Below are 17,935 nucleotides of genomic sequence, written 5' to 3' on the forward strand. Positions count from 1 at the left end.
AGGGTGCCGTCCCTTTCCGAAGTTGCCGTTCCGTCGCGAGACGGGGCGCGGAGGTCCACCATGAATACGAACTCCTTCCGGGGCGTGCCGAAGCGCACCGCTCTTGTCGTTGCTCTGAGCACCTGCCTGCTCTCGGCCGCCGTCTACGCTCAGGACGCCGCTCCCGACGCCAGCAAGTCGCAGAACCTCGAGACCGTCACGGTCACCGGTTCGCGCATCCGCTCGGTGGACGTCGAAACCTCGCAGCCGATCTTCACGATGGATCAGCAGGCGATCAAGGCCACCGGCCTGACCAACGTCAACGACGTGCTGGCCCGCCTGCCCTCCACCGGCACGCCGGACATCACCGGCCAGAACCCGCTCGCCAACGGCGACGGCGTCGGCGGCAGCTACGTCAACATCCGCAACCTCGGTTCCAAGCGCACGCTGGTGCTGGTCAACGGCCGCCGCTGGAGCACCAACCTCTCCGGCCTCACCGACATCTCGACGATTCCGGTCTCCATCATCGACCGCATCGACGTGCTCAAGGACGGCGCCTCCTCGATCTACGGCTCCGACGCGATCGGCGGCGTGATCAACATCGTCACCAAGCAGAAGTTCGACGGCGCCGAAGCCAACGTGTATTACGGCACCAACGGCAAGCACGACGGCGACCAGAAGAACTACGAGTTCACCTGGGGCCACAGCACCAAGGACAACTCGATCATCCTGGCCGCCACGCAGCAGGAAACCGATCCGCTGATGAGCAACACCCGTTCGCTGACGCGCTACCCGCAGGGCCCGCGCCACCCGAACGATCGCCTGGGCCTCACGAACGAAGGCAACGTCTTCGCGCCGGACGGCACCAGCTACGTGCTGCGTCCGGGCGGCAACGCCGCCAACCTCGGCGACTACGACCAGCGCGACGCCAACGGCTACAACACCCAGGCCGACTCCACGTTCCGCTCGGGCACCAAGCTGCGCAACCTGTTCATCACCGACCGTTACAACCTGACCGACAACGTCATCCTGCACGCCACGGGCAGCTACAGCGTGCGCGATTCGTCGAGCGTGGTGGCGGGCTATCCGTTCAGCACCTCGTCCACGGGTCTGCAGCTGTCGGGCGAGAACGCCTACAATCCGTTCCCGGGCCAGGACGTCGACTTCGCCCGCCGCATCACCGAAGAGCCGCGCAACTCCTACAACAAGGACCGCATGGCTCACCTGGACGTGGGCGCGGAAGGTTTCTTCACCTTCTTGAACCACGACTGGAACTGGGACGCGACCTACACCTACTCGCAGTCGAAGGTGAAGCAGGTCTATGACGGCAACGTCTACCTGCCGAACGCCGCGAAGGCCCTCGGCCCGACCACGATCATCGACGGCCAGGTCGCCTGCGCCAACGCCGCCGATCGCGCGGGCGGCTGCCTGCCGTGGAACATCGCCGGCGGTCCGGCCGCCATGAGCCCGGCCCTGTGGCAGTACCTGGGTTACCTCGCCACCGATCGCGCCACGCAGAAGACCAACGACTTCAGCGCCAACGTCGGCGGCGGCCTGTTCGACCTGCCGGGCGGCACGGTCAGCATCGCCGGCGGCATCGAGCATCGCAAGGAACAAGGCAGCTTCACGCCCGACGCCATCGATGCCCTCGGTCTCACCACCAACCCGGCGACCCAGCCGACCAATGGCGGTTACATCGTGAACGAGGCCTACCTCGAGCTCGACGTGCCGCTGCTGCGTGACCTGCCGGGCGCGAAGGAACTGGGCGTCAACGTCGCCAGCCGCTACTCGCACTACAGCAACTTCGGCAGCACCACCAACAACAAGTACAGCTTCCGCTACCGTCCGATCGAAGACCTGCTCGTTCGCGGCACGTTCGCCGAAGGCTTCCGCGCTCCCAGCATCCAGGATCTCTTCCAGGGCCAGGCGCAGACCTTCGACAACTACCTCGACCCGTGCGACGCCGTGTTCGGTTCGGCCGCCGCGAAGCCGGTCTGCGCCGCGCAGGGCGTGCCGGCGAACTTCCGCCAGGTCAACCAGAACGGCCAGCCGATCACCAGCGCCAACGGCGACTCGGGCCAGGTGCCGTTCCTGCAGGGCGGCAGCACCCAGGTGAAGCCGGAGAAGTCGATCACCCGTACCGCGGGCCTGGTCTACAGCCCGCACTACGTGCAGGGCCTGGACTTCACCCTCGACTACTACAAGGTCGAAGTCACCAACGCGATCACCAACCTGACCGCGAACGGCGTGCTGAACTTCTGCTACATCCAGAACATCCCGTCGTTCTGCAACAACGTGACGCGTGATGCCACGGGTACCATCACCAACCTGCTGGAAACCCCGGCCAACGTCGGCAAGATCCAGACCCAGGGCTACGACTTCGGCGTGCACTACCGCCTGCCGGAAACCTCGATCGGTACGTTCTCGATCGCGTCGGACAGCACCTACCTGAAGCAGTACGACGAAACCGCGGGCCCAGGCGCTCCGGCGCGCCACCTGGTGGGTTACCAGGTGAACCAGGCCGTGGCCACCAACGCCACCGCCGGCGAGTTCCGCGTGCGCTCCAACCTGGCGCTGAACTGGGAATACAAGTCGTTCGGCGCGAGCTGGACGATGCGTTACTTCTCGGGCCTGAAGGACGTCTGCGTCGACGATTTCGAGTGCTCCAACCCGACGGCGATCAACAACGACACCGGTACGCTCGGCGTCGCCAAGAAGGGTTCGGTCACTTTCAACGACGCGCAGTTCCGTTACAAGGCGCCGTGGCAGGGCACGTTCTCGGTCGGTATCAACAACGTGTTCAACCGCAAGGGCCCGCTGTACTACGACGCCGCCACCTCGGGCGTGCCGCCGTACAACTCGGCCTTCGACGTGGATCGCTTCTTCTACGTCAGCTACGACCAGAAGTTCTGATCCAGCGGGATACCGTCGCCACGGGCCTTCGCGGCCGTGGCGACGCCTCTCCCGCGGCGGTCACTCGATCGTCAGCAACGGCCGCTCCGGCGGCCGTTCTTCTATCCGCTCGCCCAGCGCCTCGATCGCGTCGGACCGGCGGAACGACGCCATGTCCACGCCCTGCACCGCCTCGAGCGGCGCATCCGTGCGTCCCGTCATCAGCATCGCCGTGAGGCAGCGCAGGATGGGATACTCCGGGGCCATCTCCTCGACGAACAGGAACTGCCCCGCCTGGTTCACTTCCAGGAAGTGATACCCGCCCTCGGTGTCGATCACCAGGTCGACGGCACCGAAGACCAGGTTCAGTTCGCGCATCAGCGCGCGCAGTTTCGCCTCGACGTCGCCCGGCAACGTGAACGCCTCGGCCAGCACCGCGCCCTTCTTGGCGTGGTCGCGCCAGTCGACGAAACCTCCCCCGCCCATCCGCTTCGTCAGCTTCAGCGGAAACATCCGCTCGCCCATCACCGTCACGCGCACGTCCGCGGACTTTTCGATGTAGCGCTGGTAGATGCCCGGGCATACCGCGATGGACTCGGGCGGCAACTCGCTGTGTTCGTCCAGCAACGTGACGCCGACGGCATGCATGCGGCCGTTCTCGCTCTCCTCCCAGTGGTGGACGAGAAAGCTCTTGAAGATGATCCTGCCCCAACGACGGCGCAGCGCATCCACCTGCGCGGCGTCGGTGGTCACGATCGTGTCGGGAATGGGAATGCCCACCCGGCGGCATGCCTCCAGCTGCACGATCTTGTACTCGGCGCGCTGGGCGGCGGGAAAGGGGTTGATCCACAACGCGTCGCCGAACGTCTGCGGAAGGTTGAACAGGCCCCGCTGGAAGAGCTTCCATTCCCACTCGGCGAACGTGCGGTCCGCATCGGCGCAGTGCGGCGTCGGGTCGTGCAGGCGACGGTTCCACACCGCGCTGATGCCGTCGCCGCCGCGCAACGAATCCTCGAGCGATACCTCGTCGTCGGAAACACGGAAGGTGTAGTGCACGCCGGGCCGCGCCTGCAACGAAGGCATCCACAGCGGGCTTACGCCCTGTCTTTCGAGCGCCCAGGCGAGGGCACTGGCGTGCGGATCGGTGTCGGGCGCGAGGATGAGGGGGCGTTTGCTCACGTAGGGATTCCGTCTGCCTGGGGATCGAAGGACACGCGGCTGTCGCGCCGCGTGTCCGAGATCGATGTATCAGCCCAGGCCGCCCGGGAATTCCGGCTCGGGACGGTCGTCGGTGTTGACCGTGAGGAACAGGCCCTTGTTGTCCTGGTCCTTGGTGAGTTCGGTGACGTCCGAGGCGTTGATGCGGGCGAAGGCGCGGGTCGTGGTCGTTTCTTGGGACTGCATGGGACAGATCTCCTGAAGGTTGATCGCACGTTGGATGGCGCACGGTGTGCTCCCCACGCCGTCACGGCGCACGGAGACCATCCGATACTAAGCATCCGGACATGGGGCGCCCGACGTAACGGCCGTTACGCGGGACATTTGCCGATTCGACGTGTCGATTCGAAGGTTCTTGCCATCGCGTCACTGCATGAGGCGGCGGAAGAAGCCGATGCGGCGATATCGCTCGCCCGTGCGCAAGGCGCTGGGCTCCTGCCTGCGCAGGAACGACGTGAGGATGTTCCATGCGGACAGATAATCGTGTAGCAAGTCGTTCCTACGCAGGTGTATAGACCGGACACATAGCTGACAGGTGTGCCAGGACATGGTTTACACCTCGACCGCCAACCTGTGGCGGCCAGAGGCCCATCCCATGCCCTGGAAGGAAGCGTCAGTCATGAGTTTGCGTGCCGAGTTTCTCGCCCTGGCCCGGCGCCCGGACCAGCCCGTGGCGCCGCTGTGCCGGCGGTTCGGGATCAGCCGGACGACCGGCTATAAATGGCTCCGCCGGGAGGCGGCCGAGGAGCCGCTGGCGGACCGGTCACGTCGTCCGCACCGCAGTCCTGGGCAGACGGCGGCCGAGGTCCAAGCCCGCATCGTGGCGCTACGGCAGACCTACCCGCATTGGGGCGGGCGCAAGCTGGCCAAGGTGCTGGAACGGGAAGGTTGCGATGCGCCCGCGCCCAGCACGATCACCCACATCCTGCGTCGCCATGGCCTGCTGTGGCGCCCCACCGAGGCGGTGATCACGCCCTGGCAGCGCTTCGAGCACAGCGCGCCTAACGATCTGTGGCAGATGGACTTCAAGGGATCGGTGCCGGTGGGGGCGGGCCAGTGCGATCCGTTGACCGTGCTCGACGATCACTCCCGTTTCAACCTGGTGCTGGCCAACAACGCCGATAAGACAGGCCTGACGGTACGACGCCTGCTCACGGCGGCGTTTCGTCGCTACGGGCTGCCGTTGCGCATGAACATGGACAACGGCACGCCGTGGGGCGTGGGCAACGGCCCGGCACGCCATCTGTCGACCTTGTCGGTGTGGCTGGTGGAGCTGGGTATCCACGTGAGTTTCAGCCGTCCGTTCCATCCCCAGACCAACGGCAAGGACGAGCGTTTCCACCGAAGCCTGGACGTGGAGGTGCTGCGCGGCCGGGCTTTCCTCAACCTCAGGGAGCTGGGCCTGGCGCTGGATCACTGGCGGGAGATCTACAACCACGTGCGTCCGCACGAAGGCATCGGCATGGTCACGCCGGTGCCGCGTTACCGGATCAGTCCGCGCGCCTTTCCCGAGCGGATCGCGGCGTTTGAGTACGGCCCGGATGACTTGCGGTTACATGTCGACCAGCGAGGTCGAACCCAGCTGCTGGGCCATCCTCTGACGGTGTCGTCGGCCCTGAAGGCCCAGATCATCGCCGCCCGCCCGCAGGACGGGCAGGACGGCATCTATGACCTGTATTTCCGTCATCACTGGCTCGACACCGTCAACCTGCGAGACCTGGACTAAAGTGTCCACCATGTCCTGGCACACCTGTTCACCATGTGCCCGGTCTGTACACGCAGGCAGGAACCCAGCGCCTTGAATCCGGTTTTCGCGAAGCGGCGATGCGGCTCTAAACGACTACCGGCAAACTCATCCTCGCCACCGCGCCCCGCCCATCCTCACGCGGATGCAACTCCAGCGTCCCGTCCTGCGCCTCCACGATCTGCCGCGACAAGGCCAACCCGATGCCCGCCCCTTGAGGTTTGGTGGTGAAGAACGGCACGAACAGGTTGCCGCTCGAGGGCAAGCCCGGTCCGAGGTCGCTCACTTCGATGAGCACGCTCCTTCCCTGCCGCCGCCAGCCGAGCAGCACCTCGTTGTCGCCGCCCGCCTCCACCGCATTGCGCAGCAGGTTGATGAGCACCTGCTCCAGTTGGTCCGGATCGCCCATCAGTTCGAGGGAATCGCCCGGCAGCACGCGAATGCGCGCATCGTCGAATAGCCTCACCACACGCTCGGCGAGCGCAGCTACACCGACCCGGACGCGCTGCGGCGGCGGCAGGCGGGCAAGTCGCGCATAGTGTCCCACGAAACGCTGCAAGGCGGCGCTTCGCTGGCCGATCACCTCCAAGCCGTGGCGCAGGTCGGCATCGAGTTCGTCGCCGAGCGGCTGGCCCGCCCCCGGCAGCAAACCATGCAGGGTTTCCACCATGGAACCGATCGGCGCCATGGAGTTGGTGATCTCGTGGCTGAGCACGCGCAGCAACCGCCGAAAGGCTTGGGCTTCTTCCTCGCGCAACGCGCGCTCCATCGGCTGCACCACCAGCAGGCGCCCTTCCTGGCTGCGGCTGCGCAGCGAGGCGTGCCCCACCTGCCAGCGACCCGACTGCCCGGCGAACCGCCGCGCGACGATCTCGCCCGACGGCACCTCCAGCAACGACGCAAGCCCCAACGCCCCGGCATCGGCACCCAGCAACTCCACCGCGGACCGCCCCAGCAGGCGCTCGCCAGCCGGATTGACCAGGCGCAGGCGGCCGTCGCGCTCGAAGGCGAATACGGCGCCGTCCAGCGCCGCCAACGTCTTGCTCAGCAGTTGCACCGATTCCTGCAACCCGCGCTGCTCATCCTGCAAGCGCACGGCCAGTTCGTTGAAGCGGCGCGCGATGTCGCCGAAATCGTCGGTACGCTCCGCTCCGGAGGCACGCACGCCGTAGTCGCCTTCACGCAAGGCCTCGAGCAGGTTCGCCACGGTCTGCAGACGGCTTGGTCGCTCGCCGACGAAACGCCATGCCACGACGGTGAGCCATACCACCAGCGTCGATAACGCCACCGCTTCGGCGGGACGTGGCGAGCCGGCGAGCAACACTCCCGCCAGCGCCAGCAAGGCCGGCGCGGCGACGATGAGGCTACTCCGCCTCATCGCGCTGGAGCCCGTACTTCTCCATCCGTCGATAAAGACTCTGGCGCGTGATGCCCAGTTGCACCGCCGCGCGCAGAAGGTTGCCGTCATGCCGCTCGATCGCCACGCGCAGCATCATGGCCTCGGCATCGTCCAGCGTCATGTCTTCCATGCCCTTGGGCTTGGCCGCCCGGCGCAACCGCAGGTCGGCCACGTTGACCCGTTGGCCGCCCAGCAGCGCGGCGCGTTCCATCGCATGCGCCAGTTCGCGCACGTTGCCCGGCCATGGGTGTTCCAGCAGGGCCTTTTCGACGGCGGCATCCATCACGGGCGGATCGCGACGATAGCGACGACTGGCCGCCGCGAGATAATGGCGTGCGAGCGGCACGATGTCGTCGCGACGTTCGCGCAGGGGCGGCAACCTCAACGGGAACACGCTCAGGCGATAGAGCAGGTCTTCGCGGAAGCGCCCGGCATCCACCTCGGCGTCGAGATCGGCGTTGGTGGCGGCGACGATGCGCACGTCCACCCGTTGCGTGCGCGACGCGCCGAGGCGCTCGAACTCGCCGTCCTCGAGCACGCGCAGCAGCTTGGGTTGCTGTTCCAGCGGCAGGTTGCCGATCTCGTCGAGAAACAGCGTGCCGCCGTCCGCCGTTTCGAAACGGCCCGCGCGATCCTGGCGCGCATCGGTATAGGCGCCCTTGACGTGGCCGAACAGCTCCGCCTCGAACAGCGTGGGCGCGAGACCGCCGATGTCGACCTTGACGAAGGGACGCTGGCGACGTTGCGACGACTGGTGAAGGCGTTTGGCCAGCACGCTCTTGCCGGTACCGTTCTCCCCCAGCAGGAGCACCGCCGCGTCGCTCACGGCAATCCGCTGCACGTCGTCCATGAGACGACGCATGGACGCGGATTCGGCCACGAAGGCGTCGCCGTCGTCGAGCATCAGTGCCTGCGCGTCGCGCAGGCGTCGCACGTCGCGCTCGCTGCGCTGCAACGACACGCGCGCTTCCAGCACGCTGAGCAGGCGGGCGTTCTGCCAGGGCTTCTCGATGAAATCGACGGCACCCTCGCGCATCGCTTCCACCGCCAGTTCGATGCTGGCCCACGCGGTCATCGCGATGATGGGAAGATCGGGCTTGCGCTCGACGAGTTCGCGGATGAGCGCGAGGCCTTCGTCGCCCGAGGTGGTGTCCTGGCTGTAATTCATGTCGACGAGCACGGCCGCGTAGTCGTCGGCCCGTACCAGCGACAGCGCGTCGGCGGGCGACGCCGCCTCGTTGACGCGATAGCCCGAATGCTTCAGCAGGAGGCGCAACGCATCGCGCACGGCGTCCTGGTCGTCGACCACGAGGACATGCGGCGTAGCGGCACCCGGGAGGGAATGATCGGCCATGGCTTCCAGTCTAGACGCCGTCAGTCGACGCGCAAAGCCTGCATCGGCCGCACGCGCGCCGCACGCCACGCCGGCGGCAGGCTCGCCAGCAGGCCGGAAAGCCCGAGGGTAAGCAGAACCGCGCCGATGGCCAGCGGATCGAGGGCATCGATGCCGAAAAGGAAACCGGCCAGCAGGCGCGACAGCGCCATGGCCGTCGCCAGCCCGATCGCCAGGCCCAGGCCCACCTGCACCGCCGCCGAGCGAATCACGGTCATCAGCAGGCGGTTGCGGGTGGCACCGAGCGCCGCGCGTACGCCGTAGTCGTGCCGATGCGCCGTCACAGCCACCGACATCACCGCGTACAGGCCGACGCAGGCCAGCACGAGGGCCATGCCCGCGAAGAGGCCGACGAGCAGCAGGTTGAGGCGTTGCTCGGTGGTCGTGGACGCCACCACCGATTCGAGTGTCTGCACGTTGGAGATGGGCTGGCCCGGCGCCGCCTGGTTGACCGCGTCGCGCAGCGTGGCCTCGCCCAGGACCGTGCCCGGATGCAATCGAACGGCGAAGGAAAAGCCGCCGAACTGACGGAGGAACGACCATACACCCGGCGGCATCTGCATGCGCGGCGTGTAGAAAACCGGTGGCGCGGGCTTGGCGGGACCGTACTGACGCACGTCGCCGACCACGCCCACCACCCGCATGCCCACGTTGCTCTCACCGCCGATATGCAACGTGACGATCCGCCCCAACGGACTCGATGCCCCGAAATAGCGCCGGGCGAACGACGTGCTGACCACGCAGACCGGATCGGCGCCCGCGACGTCGGTCGCCGCGATCATGCGACCCGCAAGGAGCGGAATGCCCACCGTCTCCAGAAATCCCGGGCTGGTGATCCGGTACTGGACGCTGACCATGCCACCGTCGGGAAGGACGACCGGCCAGTTGAGCTGGTCCGCCGTGGGCAGCGTGGTGGATTCGCCGGCGGACTCCACCTCGGGCAGGCGGCGCAGGCGTTCCAGGACGTCGTGGGTCAGCGAGGCGACGTCGGTGGCCGTCACGTAGCGTTGCTTCACCGGCGACAGCGCAAACGTCGTGACGTTGCGGGTGCTGAAGCCCATCGGTACCGATTCGAGTTCATACAAGGTACGCGTGAACAAGGCCGCGCCCACCAGCAGCACGACCGCCACGGCCACCTGCGCCACGACCAGCCACCGCCCCACCCGGCCGTCCTCGCGACTGATACCGCCGCGGCCCCCACCGACGAGTTCACCGCGCCAGTCGCGACGCCGCCCGCGAAGCACGGCGAGCACGGTCGCTCCCGTGGCGGCGACCAGGCCGGCCAGCGTGGCGAACGCCACGCTCATGCCGGTCAACGTCACCGGCTCGCCACGCGTCCATTCGGGCGGAACGAAGCCGCCGACGAGTCGCAAGCCGATCCATGCCAGCAGCAGGCCGCATGCCGCGCCCAGCAGGCCGACCAGAAGGCCTTCGCCCAAGGCAGGCAGGCTCAGCCGTCCGGTCGATGAACCGAGCGCGGCGCGCACCGCGTACGCATGCGTGCGCGACAACGAGCGCATCAGGATGAGGCTGGCGAGGTTGATGATGCCGATCAGCATCACGCATGCCGCCGCGCCGAGGAACAGCCAGATCGTGCGACCGCTATTTCCGACGAACACGCTCCGCATGATCGGAATCGCCCGTGGCGGTTCCTGGGCGAGTCGTTGGCGCGCTTTCTCCGGATCGATCACCGAGGCCAGCAGAAGTGGGGTGGCGATGCTCGCCGTCGCCGCGGATACGCCCGCCACCGTCGCGTCGGGTCTCATCCGCCCGAGAACGAGCTGGTTCTCGTTCATGTCGTCGGATGCGGGGTCGGGCTGCATGGCGACCACCAGATCGATGGCATCGGGCCATCGAAAGGCCGCGGGCAGCACGCCGACGATCTGCATGCCCTTGCCCTCGACTTCCAGCAGGCGCCCCACCGCCGTGGGATCGCCGCCGAAGCGGGTTTTCCAGAACCCGTACGAAAGGAGCACCGCCCCGGGACCATGGGGAAGGCTTTCCGCTTCGTTGAAGTTGCGGCCGACGGCCATCGGCAGTCCCAGCGTTTCGAGGAAGCCGCGGTCGGCCTTCAGGGCCGCCACCACATGGGGGCGTCCATCCAGTACGACGTTCTCTGATTGCACGCCGGCCATCGCGATGCCCGCGGACTCGAGCAAGGGCATGGCCTTGAGCGGCCGGTACAAAGCGATGCCCGCGGCGTTCCGGTCCTCGCCCATCATCGTGCCCAGGGTCACCAGCCGCTCGGCATGCGGGAATGGCAATGGTTTCAGCAACGCCTGGTCGAGCAGCGCGAACATGGCGGTGACCGTCGCCACGCCGAGCGCCAGGGTGAACGTCGCCAGCAGAAGGAACGCGGGGCGGCGGAACAGGCCGCGCCACGATTGGCACAGCTCGGCGAATACGACCGACATCGCGATCATGAGGTCTTCCTATCGGATAAGGGCATGGATCAATCCACGCGCAGGGCCTGCATGGGTTTCACCCGCGCGGCACGCCAAGCCGGTGGCAGGCTCGCGAGGAGCCCACAGGTACCCAGGACGAGCAGGACCGAGCCGATGGCCAGCGGATCGAAGGCCTTGACGCCGAAAAGGAAACTCGCGAGCAAGCGCGACACCGCCATGGCCAGGGCAAGGCCGATGGCCAGGCCCAGGCCGACCTGGACCGATGCCGAACGCAGCACCGTGAGCAGCAGGCGCCGCCGGGTCGCGCCGAGCGCGGCGCGCACGCCATAGTCGTGGCGATGGGCCGCCACGCCGACCGACATGACCGCGTAGAGTCCCACCGAGGCGAGCAGCAGGGCCAGTCCGGCGAACAGGCCCACCAGCATCAGGTTGAGGCGCTGCGCGTCCGTCGTCGAGGCGACCACCGCGTCGAGCGTCCTCACGTTCGAGATCGGCTGGCCGGGCGCCACGTCCTCGACGGCCTTGCGCAACGCACCGTCGTCGAGGCCCACGCCGGGGTGCAGGCGAAGCGCGAAACTCAGCGGACCGAAGTCGCGCAGCGTGGCCCAGATGGGGGGAGGCACCTGGTTCAACGCCGTATAGACGATGGGTGGGGCCATTTCCGCCGGACCGAATTGCCGGACGTCACCGACGACGCCGACGATGCGCAAGGCCAGGGTCTTTTCGCCGGCCGGCATCGTCACGGCATGTCCGATGGCATCGCCGCCGAAGTACTCGCGCGCGAAGCTCGCGCTCACCACGCAGACGGGATCGGCCGTGGAGGCGTCCGTTTCGGCGATGCCCCTGCCCGCCAGCAGCGGGATGCCCACCGCATCGAGAAACCCCGGGCTGACGATCCGGTACTGGCCCGCGATCATCGAATGGTTCGGCAGCACGATCGGCCAGTTGAGCTGCGTGCCCGTGGGCAGGTTCGTGGACGCGCCCGCGGCCTCGACGCCGGGCGAACGCAGCAACCGGTCGATCACGCCCCGCGCCAGCACCGCCACGTCGGCGGACGTCGGGTAGCGCGCCTTGACCGGCGAGAGGGTGAAGGTGGTCACGCCATGGCTGGCGAACCCCATCGGCACGGATTGCAGCTCGCGCAACGTGCGGGTGAACAGGGCCGCTCCGACCAGCAGCACCACCGCCACCGCGATCTGCGCCACCACCAGCACCCGCCCGAGGCGTCCGTCTTCACGGCTCAGGCCGCCACGGCCACCACCTACCAGTTGGCTGCGCCATTCCCGCCGACGCCCACGCACGACGGCCAGCAGGGTCGCGGCCATGGCGGCTCCGATGCCGGCGATCCCGGCGAAGGCGACGCTCGTGCCGGTGAGCGACACGTCTTCGCCGCGAAGCCAGGCGGGTGGCACGAACCCGCCGAGCAGGCGCAGGCCGATCCAGGCGAACACCAGCCCTCCCGCCGCGCCGACGATGCCGATGAGCAGGCCTTCGGCGAACGCGGGAAGGCTCAGGCGTCCCATCGACGATCCCAGCGCGGCCCGCACGGCGCTCGCGTGGGTCCGCGACAGCGAACGGAGGAACACCAGTCCGGCGAGATTGACGACGGCGATCGACAGCACGCACACCGCCGCACCGAGGAACAGCCACAAGGCATTTCCCGTCGTGCTGGCGAAGATGCTTCGAGTGATGGGTATCGCGGCAGGCGGTTGCGAGTTGGCGAGGGCTTCGCGCATCCGCTCCGGGTTGGATGACGATGCGATGAGGATCGACGTCATCACGCTCGCCGTTTCCGCCGATGCGCCGGCGACGGTGGCACCCGGTTTCAGGCGCGCCACGATCATCTGGTTCATCGACGAATCGGTCGACGCGAGGTCCGGCTGCATCGAGACGATGAGGTCGACATGTTGCGGCCACCGAAACGTCTTCGGCAGCACGCCCACGATCTGCATGCCCTTCCCTTCGACCTGCAACGTACGCCCCACCACCGAGGGATCGGCGCGGAAGCGGCTGCGCCAGAACGCATCCGACAGGATCACCGCCCTGGGGCCGTTCGGACGGTTTTCCGCGTCGTCGAAATTGCGCCCGATCGCCATCGGCAGGCCGAAGGTCGCCACGAAATCACGGTCGGCGCGCCATGCGGTCGCCACTTCGGCGTGGTCGTCGGGGGCGATATTGATGTCCGCGGACCCTCCCATGGCCATCCCCGCCGATTCCACCGACGAGATCGCTTTCAGGCGAGCGTAGTAGACCGGCGCCACCGAATTCATGCTCGGATTCTCGCTGTCGACGAAACCGAGCGTGACCAGCCTGTCCGCATGGGGAAACGGCAGCGGTTGCAGCAGCGCCTTGTCCAGCAGCGCGAACATCGCGGTGACCGCGCCCAGGCCGAGCGCGAGGGTGAATGTCGCCAGCAGGAAGAAGGCGGGGCGGCGCAGCAGTCCTCGCCATGCCTGGCGGAACTCGCCCACCGCGACGGCGGCGGTCGTCATGTGTTCGATTCCTGCAGCAGCGGCATCGGCTTGTCGTCTTCGTTGCGCATCCGTTCGAAGGTGTCTTCGTCGACGATGCGTCCGTCGAGCATGTGCACCACGCGATGGGCGCGACGCGCGAACGCCGGATCGTGGGTGACCATGCACAAGGTGGCGCCGTCGCGGTTGAGCTGTTCGAGCAGTTGCATCACCGCCTCGCCGTTGCGCGAATCGAGGTTGCCCGAGGGTTCGTCGGCGAGCAGGATGCGCGGCTCGCCGACCAGCGCGCGCGCCACGGCGACGCGCTGCTGCTGGCCGCCCGAAAGCTGCCCCGGATAGTGGCGATGGCGATGGCTCATGCCGACCTGATCGAGCACGTCGCGCACGCGGCGTTGGGCCACGTCGCGACGATAGTCGCTGCGAAAGGTCAGCGGCAGCGCGACGTTCTCCTCCACCGTGAGGTCGGCGATGAGGTTGAAGGCCTGGAAGATGAAGCCGATCTTCGCGTTGCGCACCTGGGCCTGGCTGCGCAGGTCCAGTCCCGCCACGTCGGCACCGTCGAGCAGGAAACGCCCCGACGACGGCGAATCGAGCAGGCCCAGCATCGACAGCAGCGTGGACTTGCCGCAACCCGAGGGGCCGGTGATCGCCACGAAGTCGCCCGCGGCGATGTCCAGCGACACGCCGGACAACGCGTGGGTCTCCACTTCGTCGGTATGGAACACCTTCCCCAGCCCTTCCAGGCGGATCAGCGGCTCATGGTTCATGCGACGGTTCTCCATATCAGCGTAAACGTAGGGTGTCATAGCCATTCCACTGGCTGGTATCCGAAAGGATGGCCTGGTCGCCCGCATGCAGGCCCTCCAGCACCACGGCCCGGTCGCTCGACATGGCGCCGAAGCGGACGGGCACGCGATGGGCGGTGTCTTCGCCCGCATGCACCACGAACAGGCTGCCCGTGGTATCCGGTGCCGCGCCGTAGGGGCGGCCGATGTTCACGACGTGAGGCAGCGTACCCAGGACGACCCGCCCGTCCACCGACAGATCGGGCCTCGCTCCGGCGGGAAGCGGTTTGTCGAAGGCCACGTCGACGGCGACGCCACCGTTGCGCACGGAGGGATCCACGCGGATCAGCCGCCCGCGCGCCATGCCGTTGCGCGTGTCCACGTCCACGGGCAGGTCGAGCGTGAGGCTGCTGGCCAGGGTCTCCGGCACCAGGAGCCGGGCAATGAGTTCGTTCGGCCGGGCGACCCGCGCCAGCTTGGCGCCGGCGGCGATCTGCTGGCCGGGTTCGACGTCCACCTGCTGGAGAATGCCGTCGATGCCGGCGCGCACGCTCATCGATTCCAGCTGTTGGCGAGCGATCTCCAGCGCGCTGGCCGCCTCGTCGCGCTTGGCTTCTTCCGAGCGCATCTGCGCGACGATGTTGTTGCGGATGGCCGCCACGCGTTGCGCCTGGATATCCAGGCGCTTGCGGTCCTGCTCCACGGTGATCTGGCTCTGCTTGACCTCGATGGCGGCGGAGGCGCCCTTGTCGAACGCGCGCTCGTTGGCGATACGCTTGATGTCCGCCGTGAGCAGGTCGGATTCCGCCTGGGTGCGGACAGCCTGCGCATCGAGCAACTGGGACTGCAGCAAGGCGCGCTGCGCCGACACGGCGGCCTCGGCACCGGCCAGGGCCGCCTTCTGCTTTTCGAAGTTCGCCTGCAATTCGGGATTGACCAGTTGCAGGATCGCGGTATCCGCCGCGACCCGCGCGCCGGGCTCGACGATCACCTGCTGCACGGTGGCCGTGGCACCGGCCGTGATCCAGCGGATCTGTCTCGGTATGAGCGTGCCGTTGGCGCGGATCTCGCGCTTCATCTCGCCCAGTTGCGCGGTGCCGATCCAGACGTCGGAGCGGGTGACCGACGGAGCGGCCTTGCCGAGGGCCAGGGAGGCGGCGAGCACGACGACGAGGGCGGCGGTGCCGCCGGCGAGCCAGAGGGTTCTCGGCCGTCGGAGGATGGGGGTGGAGGGTTTGGCGATGTCCATGCGTGCCTCAGTGCACGGGACGTGCCAACGCTACGAATGGCTTGCGGCGGTGGCTTGCATGTCGCTGAGCGTACGCAGGCGGACACCCCCTGTCCGCCCGCGTACCTTCGATCGTTTCAGCCTTTCGCGCTACGCAGCGGCACGTCGCGCATGCCCCAGGCCAGCACGAAGGCGATGGCGATCACGGCGGCGGCCACGTGGTAGACCGTATGCAGCGACGAGCCGAACGCGTGGACGTAGGCCGTGTGCTGCGCCGGGGGCAGCTTGTTCAACGCATCGGGCCCCATGCCATGCGGCCCCTGCGTGGCCGCGCCGCCCAACCGCGAAGCCAGCCCGTCGCTGAAGATCGCTCCGAACACCGACACGCCGAGCGATCCGCCGATGGAACGGAACAGGGTCACGCCGGAGGTGGCCACGCCGAGCAGGCGCATGTCCACGCTGTTCTGGGTGGCGAGGATCAGCACCTGCATCACCATGCCCAGGCCGAGCCCGAGCAGCGCAGCGTAGGCGTAGATCACGGCCAGAGGCGTGTCGTCGCGTAGCGTGCCGAGCAGCAGCAGCGCGATCGTGGCGATGAACGTGCCGACGATGGGAAACATGCGATAGCGACCGATGCGGCTGATCACGCGGCCGCTCACCATGGAACTCACCAGCACGCCGCCCATCAGAGGCAGCAGCTGCAAGCCCGCTCCCGTGGGCGACACGCCCTTGACCACCTGGAGGTACAACGGAAGGAACGTGGTGGAGCCGAACAAGGCCGCGCCGACGAACAGGCCGATGAGGCAACTGAGAAGGAAGGTGCGATGGCGGAACAACCCCAACGGAATGATGGGTTCTTCGGCCACGCTCTCCTCGTAGACGAAACCGACCGCCCCCACCACGGCGAAGCCGAGGATGAACCACAACTGCGGCGACGACCACGGCAACACCGTGCCGCCCTCGGTGGTGAACAGGATGAGGCAGCTCAGGGCGAGCGTGAGCCACCCGGCGCCCCAATAGTCGATGCGGTGCTTCACGTGGCGCACGTGGGGATGGAAGGCCGTGGCGATCACCAGGAGCGAGACCACGCCCAGCGGCAGGTTCACGTAGAAGATCCAGCGCCACGAGAGGTGGTCGACGAGGAATCCGCCGAGCAGCGGGCCGACCACCGTTGCCAGCCCGTAGGTGCCGACGAACAGGCCCTGGTAACGCCCGCGTTCGGCGGGAGGGATCACGTCGCCGATGGCGGCCATGGTCACCACCAGCAGGCCGCCGCCGCCGAGCCCCTGCAACGCGCGCATGAGGATCAGCTGGGTCATGTCCTGCGCCATGCCGCAGAGCATGGAGCCGGCCAGGAAAATGCCGATGGCGACCTGCAACACCACCTTGCGGCCGTAGAGGTCGCCGAACTTGCCGTACAGCGGCACGACCACCGTGGAGGTCAGCAGGTAGGAGGTGACCACCCACGAGAGCTGGTCGAAGCCCCCCAGCTCCCCGACGATGGTCGGCAAGGCAGTGGAGACGATGGTCTGGTCGAGCGCGGCCAGCAGCATGGCCAGCATCAGCGCGGGGAAAAGCAGGCGTAGCGACGGCGTCGCGGTCGCGGGCGTAGGAGTGGACACGGCGGCTCGCTGAAATTAATTAATGGTTGATTTAATATATGATCCACGCCAGGGCATCGTCAATGTGCCGCCCGCCATGCTATCCATGTACCGGATAAGTACCGCTGGAGACCTCGTGTCCGCCCCCACTCCCCGACGCGGACGGCGCCCCGGCCGTCCGCCCTCCCAGCCCGACGGCCCCGACCAGCGCCAGCGCCTGATCGACATCGCGCTGCGCCTGTTCGCCTACCAGGGCTACGCCGAAACCACCCTCGCCTCCATCGCCCGCGAGGCGGGCATGACGCCGGCCGCGGTGCACTACTACTTCAAGACCCGCGAGCAGCTGTTCGACGTGATCTACGACGAACATATCCTGCCCATGCGACAACGCATCGGCGGCATCTTCGAGACCCACGCCGACGATCCCGTCGAAGCGTTCACCGAGCTGGCCCAGCGCTTCATCGAGCTGGCCGCCGAGCACGCCTGGGTCGGCCCGGTGATCTTCGGCGAGATGCTCAGCGACAGCCACGTGTTCAAGGATCACATCCGCCGGCGCATGGGCGACGACGGGCGGCCCGCGCGGCTGATCGAGACCATCCGCCGCTGGCAGGCGGACGGCAAGCTCAATCCCGAACTCGACCCGGCCCTGCTCCTGGGTACGGTGCTCAGCCTCACCGTGCTGCCCATGACGGCGTCGCGACGCTGGAAGGGCGATCCCATCCGCGGCCACGTCACGCCAGCCGACATCGCGCGGCACGCCGTCGCGCTGCTCAGGCAGGGCCTGCGGCCCCGTTAGAATCATCGACGTTCCTTCCGGAGT

13 protein-coding genes are annotated in these 17,935 nt (G+C 67.5%); 3 read left to right on the forward strand and 10 right to left on the reverse strand.

Going from position 1 to position 17,935, the window contains the following annotated elements; genetic code table 11:
• The first annotated feature begins 60 nt into the window (after positions 1-60).
• Positions 61-2,892 carry a TonB-dependent receptor plug domain-containing protein gene (locus tag L2Y94_RS11615; protein WP_247366594.1) on the forward strand — a complete coding sequence of 944 codons (2,832 nt, stop codon included), beginning with the start codon at positions 61-63 and terminating at the stop codon, positions 2,890-2,892.
• A 60-nt stretch (positions 2,893-2,952) separates the two neighbouring features.
• On the opposite strand, the gene L2Y94_RS11620 is transcribed toward L2Y94_RS11615, so the two are convergent.
• From L2Y94_RS11620 to L2Y94_RS21275, 3 genes are all read right to left on the reverse strand, one after another.
• Positions 2,953-4,050 carry an MvdC/MvdD family ATP grasp protein gene (locus tag L2Y94_RS11620; RefSeq protein ID WP_247366595.1) on the reverse strand — a complete coding sequence of 366 codons (1,098 nt, stop codon included), beginning with the start codon at positions 4,048-4,050 and terminating at the stop codon, positions 2,953-2,955.
• A 69-nt stretch (positions 4,051-4,119) separates the two neighbouring features.
• The gene (locus L2Y94_RS11625; protein ID WP_186448115.1) at positions 4,120-4,275 is read right to left on the reverse strand and encodes a hypothetical protein; all 156 of its coding nucleotides are present in this window, start codon (positions 4,273-4,275) and stop codon (positions 4,120-4,122) included.
• Between the two features lie 180 nt (positions 4,276-4,455).
• A complete protein-coding gene (locus L2Y94_RS21275; protein WP_256452130.1) occupies positions 4,456-4,581 on the reverse strand; it encodes a hypothetical protein in 126 nt (41 codons plus the stop codon).
• 103 nt (positions 4,582-4,684) lie between these two features.
• On the opposite strand from L2Y94_RS21275, the gene L2Y94_RS11630 reads away from it, so the two are divergent.
• Positions 4,685-5,815 (forward strand): IS481 family transposase, encoded by a 1,131-nt coding sequence (locus L2Y94_RS11630; RefSeq protein WP_247375220.1) that lies wholly within the window; start codon positions 4,685-4,687, stop codon positions 5,813-5,815.
• Positions 5,816-5,921: 106 nt separating this feature from the next.
• Here the strand turns inward: L2Y94_RS11630 and L2Y94_RS11635 are convergent, their stop codons facing one another.
• From L2Y94_RS11635 to L2Y94_RS11665, 7 genes are all read right to left on the reverse strand, one after another.
• Positions 5,922-7,211 (reverse strand): sensor histidine kinase, encoded by a 1,290-nt coding sequence (locus tag L2Y94_RS11635; protein WP_247366596.1) that lies wholly within the window; start codon positions 7,209-7,211, stop codon positions 5,922-5,924.
• The gene (locus L2Y94_RS11640) at positions 7,198-8,586 is read right to left on the reverse strand and encodes a sigma-54-dependent transcriptional regulator (RefSeq protein WP_247366597.1); all 1,389 of its coding nucleotides are present in this window, start codon (positions 8,584-8,586) and stop codon (positions 7,198-7,200) included. Before L2Y94_RS11640 ends, L2Y94_RS11635 begins: the two co-directional genes overlap by 14 nt.
• A 20-nt stretch (positions 8,587-8,606) precedes the next feature.
• Positions 8,607-11,048 (reverse strand): ADOP family duplicated permease, encoded by a 2,442-nt coding sequence (locus tag L2Y94_RS11645; RefSeq protein ID WP_247366598.1) that lies wholly within the window; start codon positions 11,046-11,048, stop codon positions 8,607-8,609.
• Between the two features lie 29 nt (positions 11,049-11,077).
• The gene (locus L2Y94_RS11650) at positions 11,078-13,522 is read right to left on the reverse strand and encodes an ADOP family duplicated permease (RefSeq protein WP_247366599.1); all 2,445 of its coding nucleotides are present in this window, start codon (positions 13,520-13,522) and stop codon (positions 11,078-11,080) included.
• Positions 13,519-14,268, reverse strand: a complete 750-nt coding sequence (locus L2Y94_RS11655; RefSeq protein ID WP_247366600.1) for an ABC transporter ATP-binding protein — start codon at positions 14,266-14,268, stop codon at positions 13,519-13,521. Before L2Y94_RS11655 ends, L2Y94_RS11650 begins: the two co-directional genes overlap by 4 nt.
• Before the next feature lie 16 nt (positions 14,269-14,284).
• The gene (locus L2Y94_RS11660) at positions 14,285-15,535 is read right to left on the reverse strand and encodes an efflux RND transporter periplasmic adaptor subunit (protein ID WP_247366601.1); all 1,251 of its coding nucleotides are present in this window, start codon (positions 15,533-15,535) and stop codon (positions 14,285-14,287) included.
• A gap of 116 nt (positions 15,536-15,651) precedes the next feature.
• Positions 15,652-17,136 (reverse strand): MDR family MFS transporter, encoded by a 1,485-nt coding sequence (locus L2Y94_RS11665; RefSeq protein WP_247366602.1) that lies wholly within the window; start codon positions 17,134-17,136, stop codon positions 15,652-15,654.
• Positions 17,137-17,251: 115 nt separating this feature from the next.
• Between L2Y94_RS11665 and L2Y94_RS11670 the strand changes: the two genes are divergently transcribed.
• Positions 17,252-17,911 carry a TetR/AcrR family transcriptional regulator gene (locus tag L2Y94_RS11670; RefSeq protein ID WP_247366603.1) on the forward strand — a complete coding sequence of 220 codons (660 nt, stop codon included), beginning with the start codon at positions 17,252-17,254 and terminating at the stop codon, positions 17,909-17,911.
• The last annotated feature ends 24 nt before the right edge of the window (positions 17,912-17,935 follow it).

It is taken from the genome of Luteibacter aegosomatis, from assembly GCF_023078455.1.
Taxonomy (GTDB): Bacteria; Pseudomonadota; Gammaproteobacteria; order Xanthomonadales; family Rhodanobacteraceae; genus Luteibacter; species Luteibacter aegosomatis.

Bases quoted from the DNA above. Each gene is read 5' to 3' on its own strand.
- L2Y94_RS11640 (WP_247366597.1), bottom strand. From the start codon at position 8,586: ATGGCCGATCATTCCCTCCCGGGTGCCGCTACGCCGCATGTCCTCGTG.
- L2Y94_RS11660 (WP_247366601.1), bottom strand. From the start codon at position 15,535: ATGGACATCGCCAAACCCTCCACCCCCATCCTCCGACGGCCGAGAACC.
- L2Y94_RS11630 (WP_247375220.1), top strand. From the start codon at position 4,685: ATGCCCTGGAAGGAAGCGTCAGTCATGAGTTTGCGTGCCGAGTTTCTC.
- L2Y94_RS11625 (WP_186448115.1), bottom strand. From the start codon at position 4,275: ATGCAGTCCCAAGAAACGACCACGACCCGCGCCTTCGCCCGCATCAAC.
- L2Y94_RS11615 (WP_247366594.1), top strand. From the start codon at position 61: ATGAATACGAACTCCTTCCGGGGCGTGCCGAAGCGCACCGCTCTTGTC.
- L2Y94_RS11650 (WP_247366599.1), bottom strand. From the start codon at position 13,522: ATGACGACCGCCGCCGTCGCGGTGGGCGAGTTCCGCCAGGCATGGCGA.
- L2Y94_RS11645 (WP_247366598.1), bottom strand. From the start codon at position 11,048: ATGATCGCGATGTCGGTCGTATTCGCCGAGCTGTGCCAATCGTGGCGC.
- L2Y94_RS11635 (WP_247366596.1), bottom strand. From the start codon at position 7,211: ATGAGGCGGAGTAGCCTCATCGTCGCCGCGCCGGCCTTGCTGGCGCTG.
- L2Y94_RS11655 (WP_247366600.1), bottom strand. From the start codon at position 14,268: ATGAACCATGAGCCGCTGATCCGCCTGGAAGGGCTGGGGAAGGTGTTC.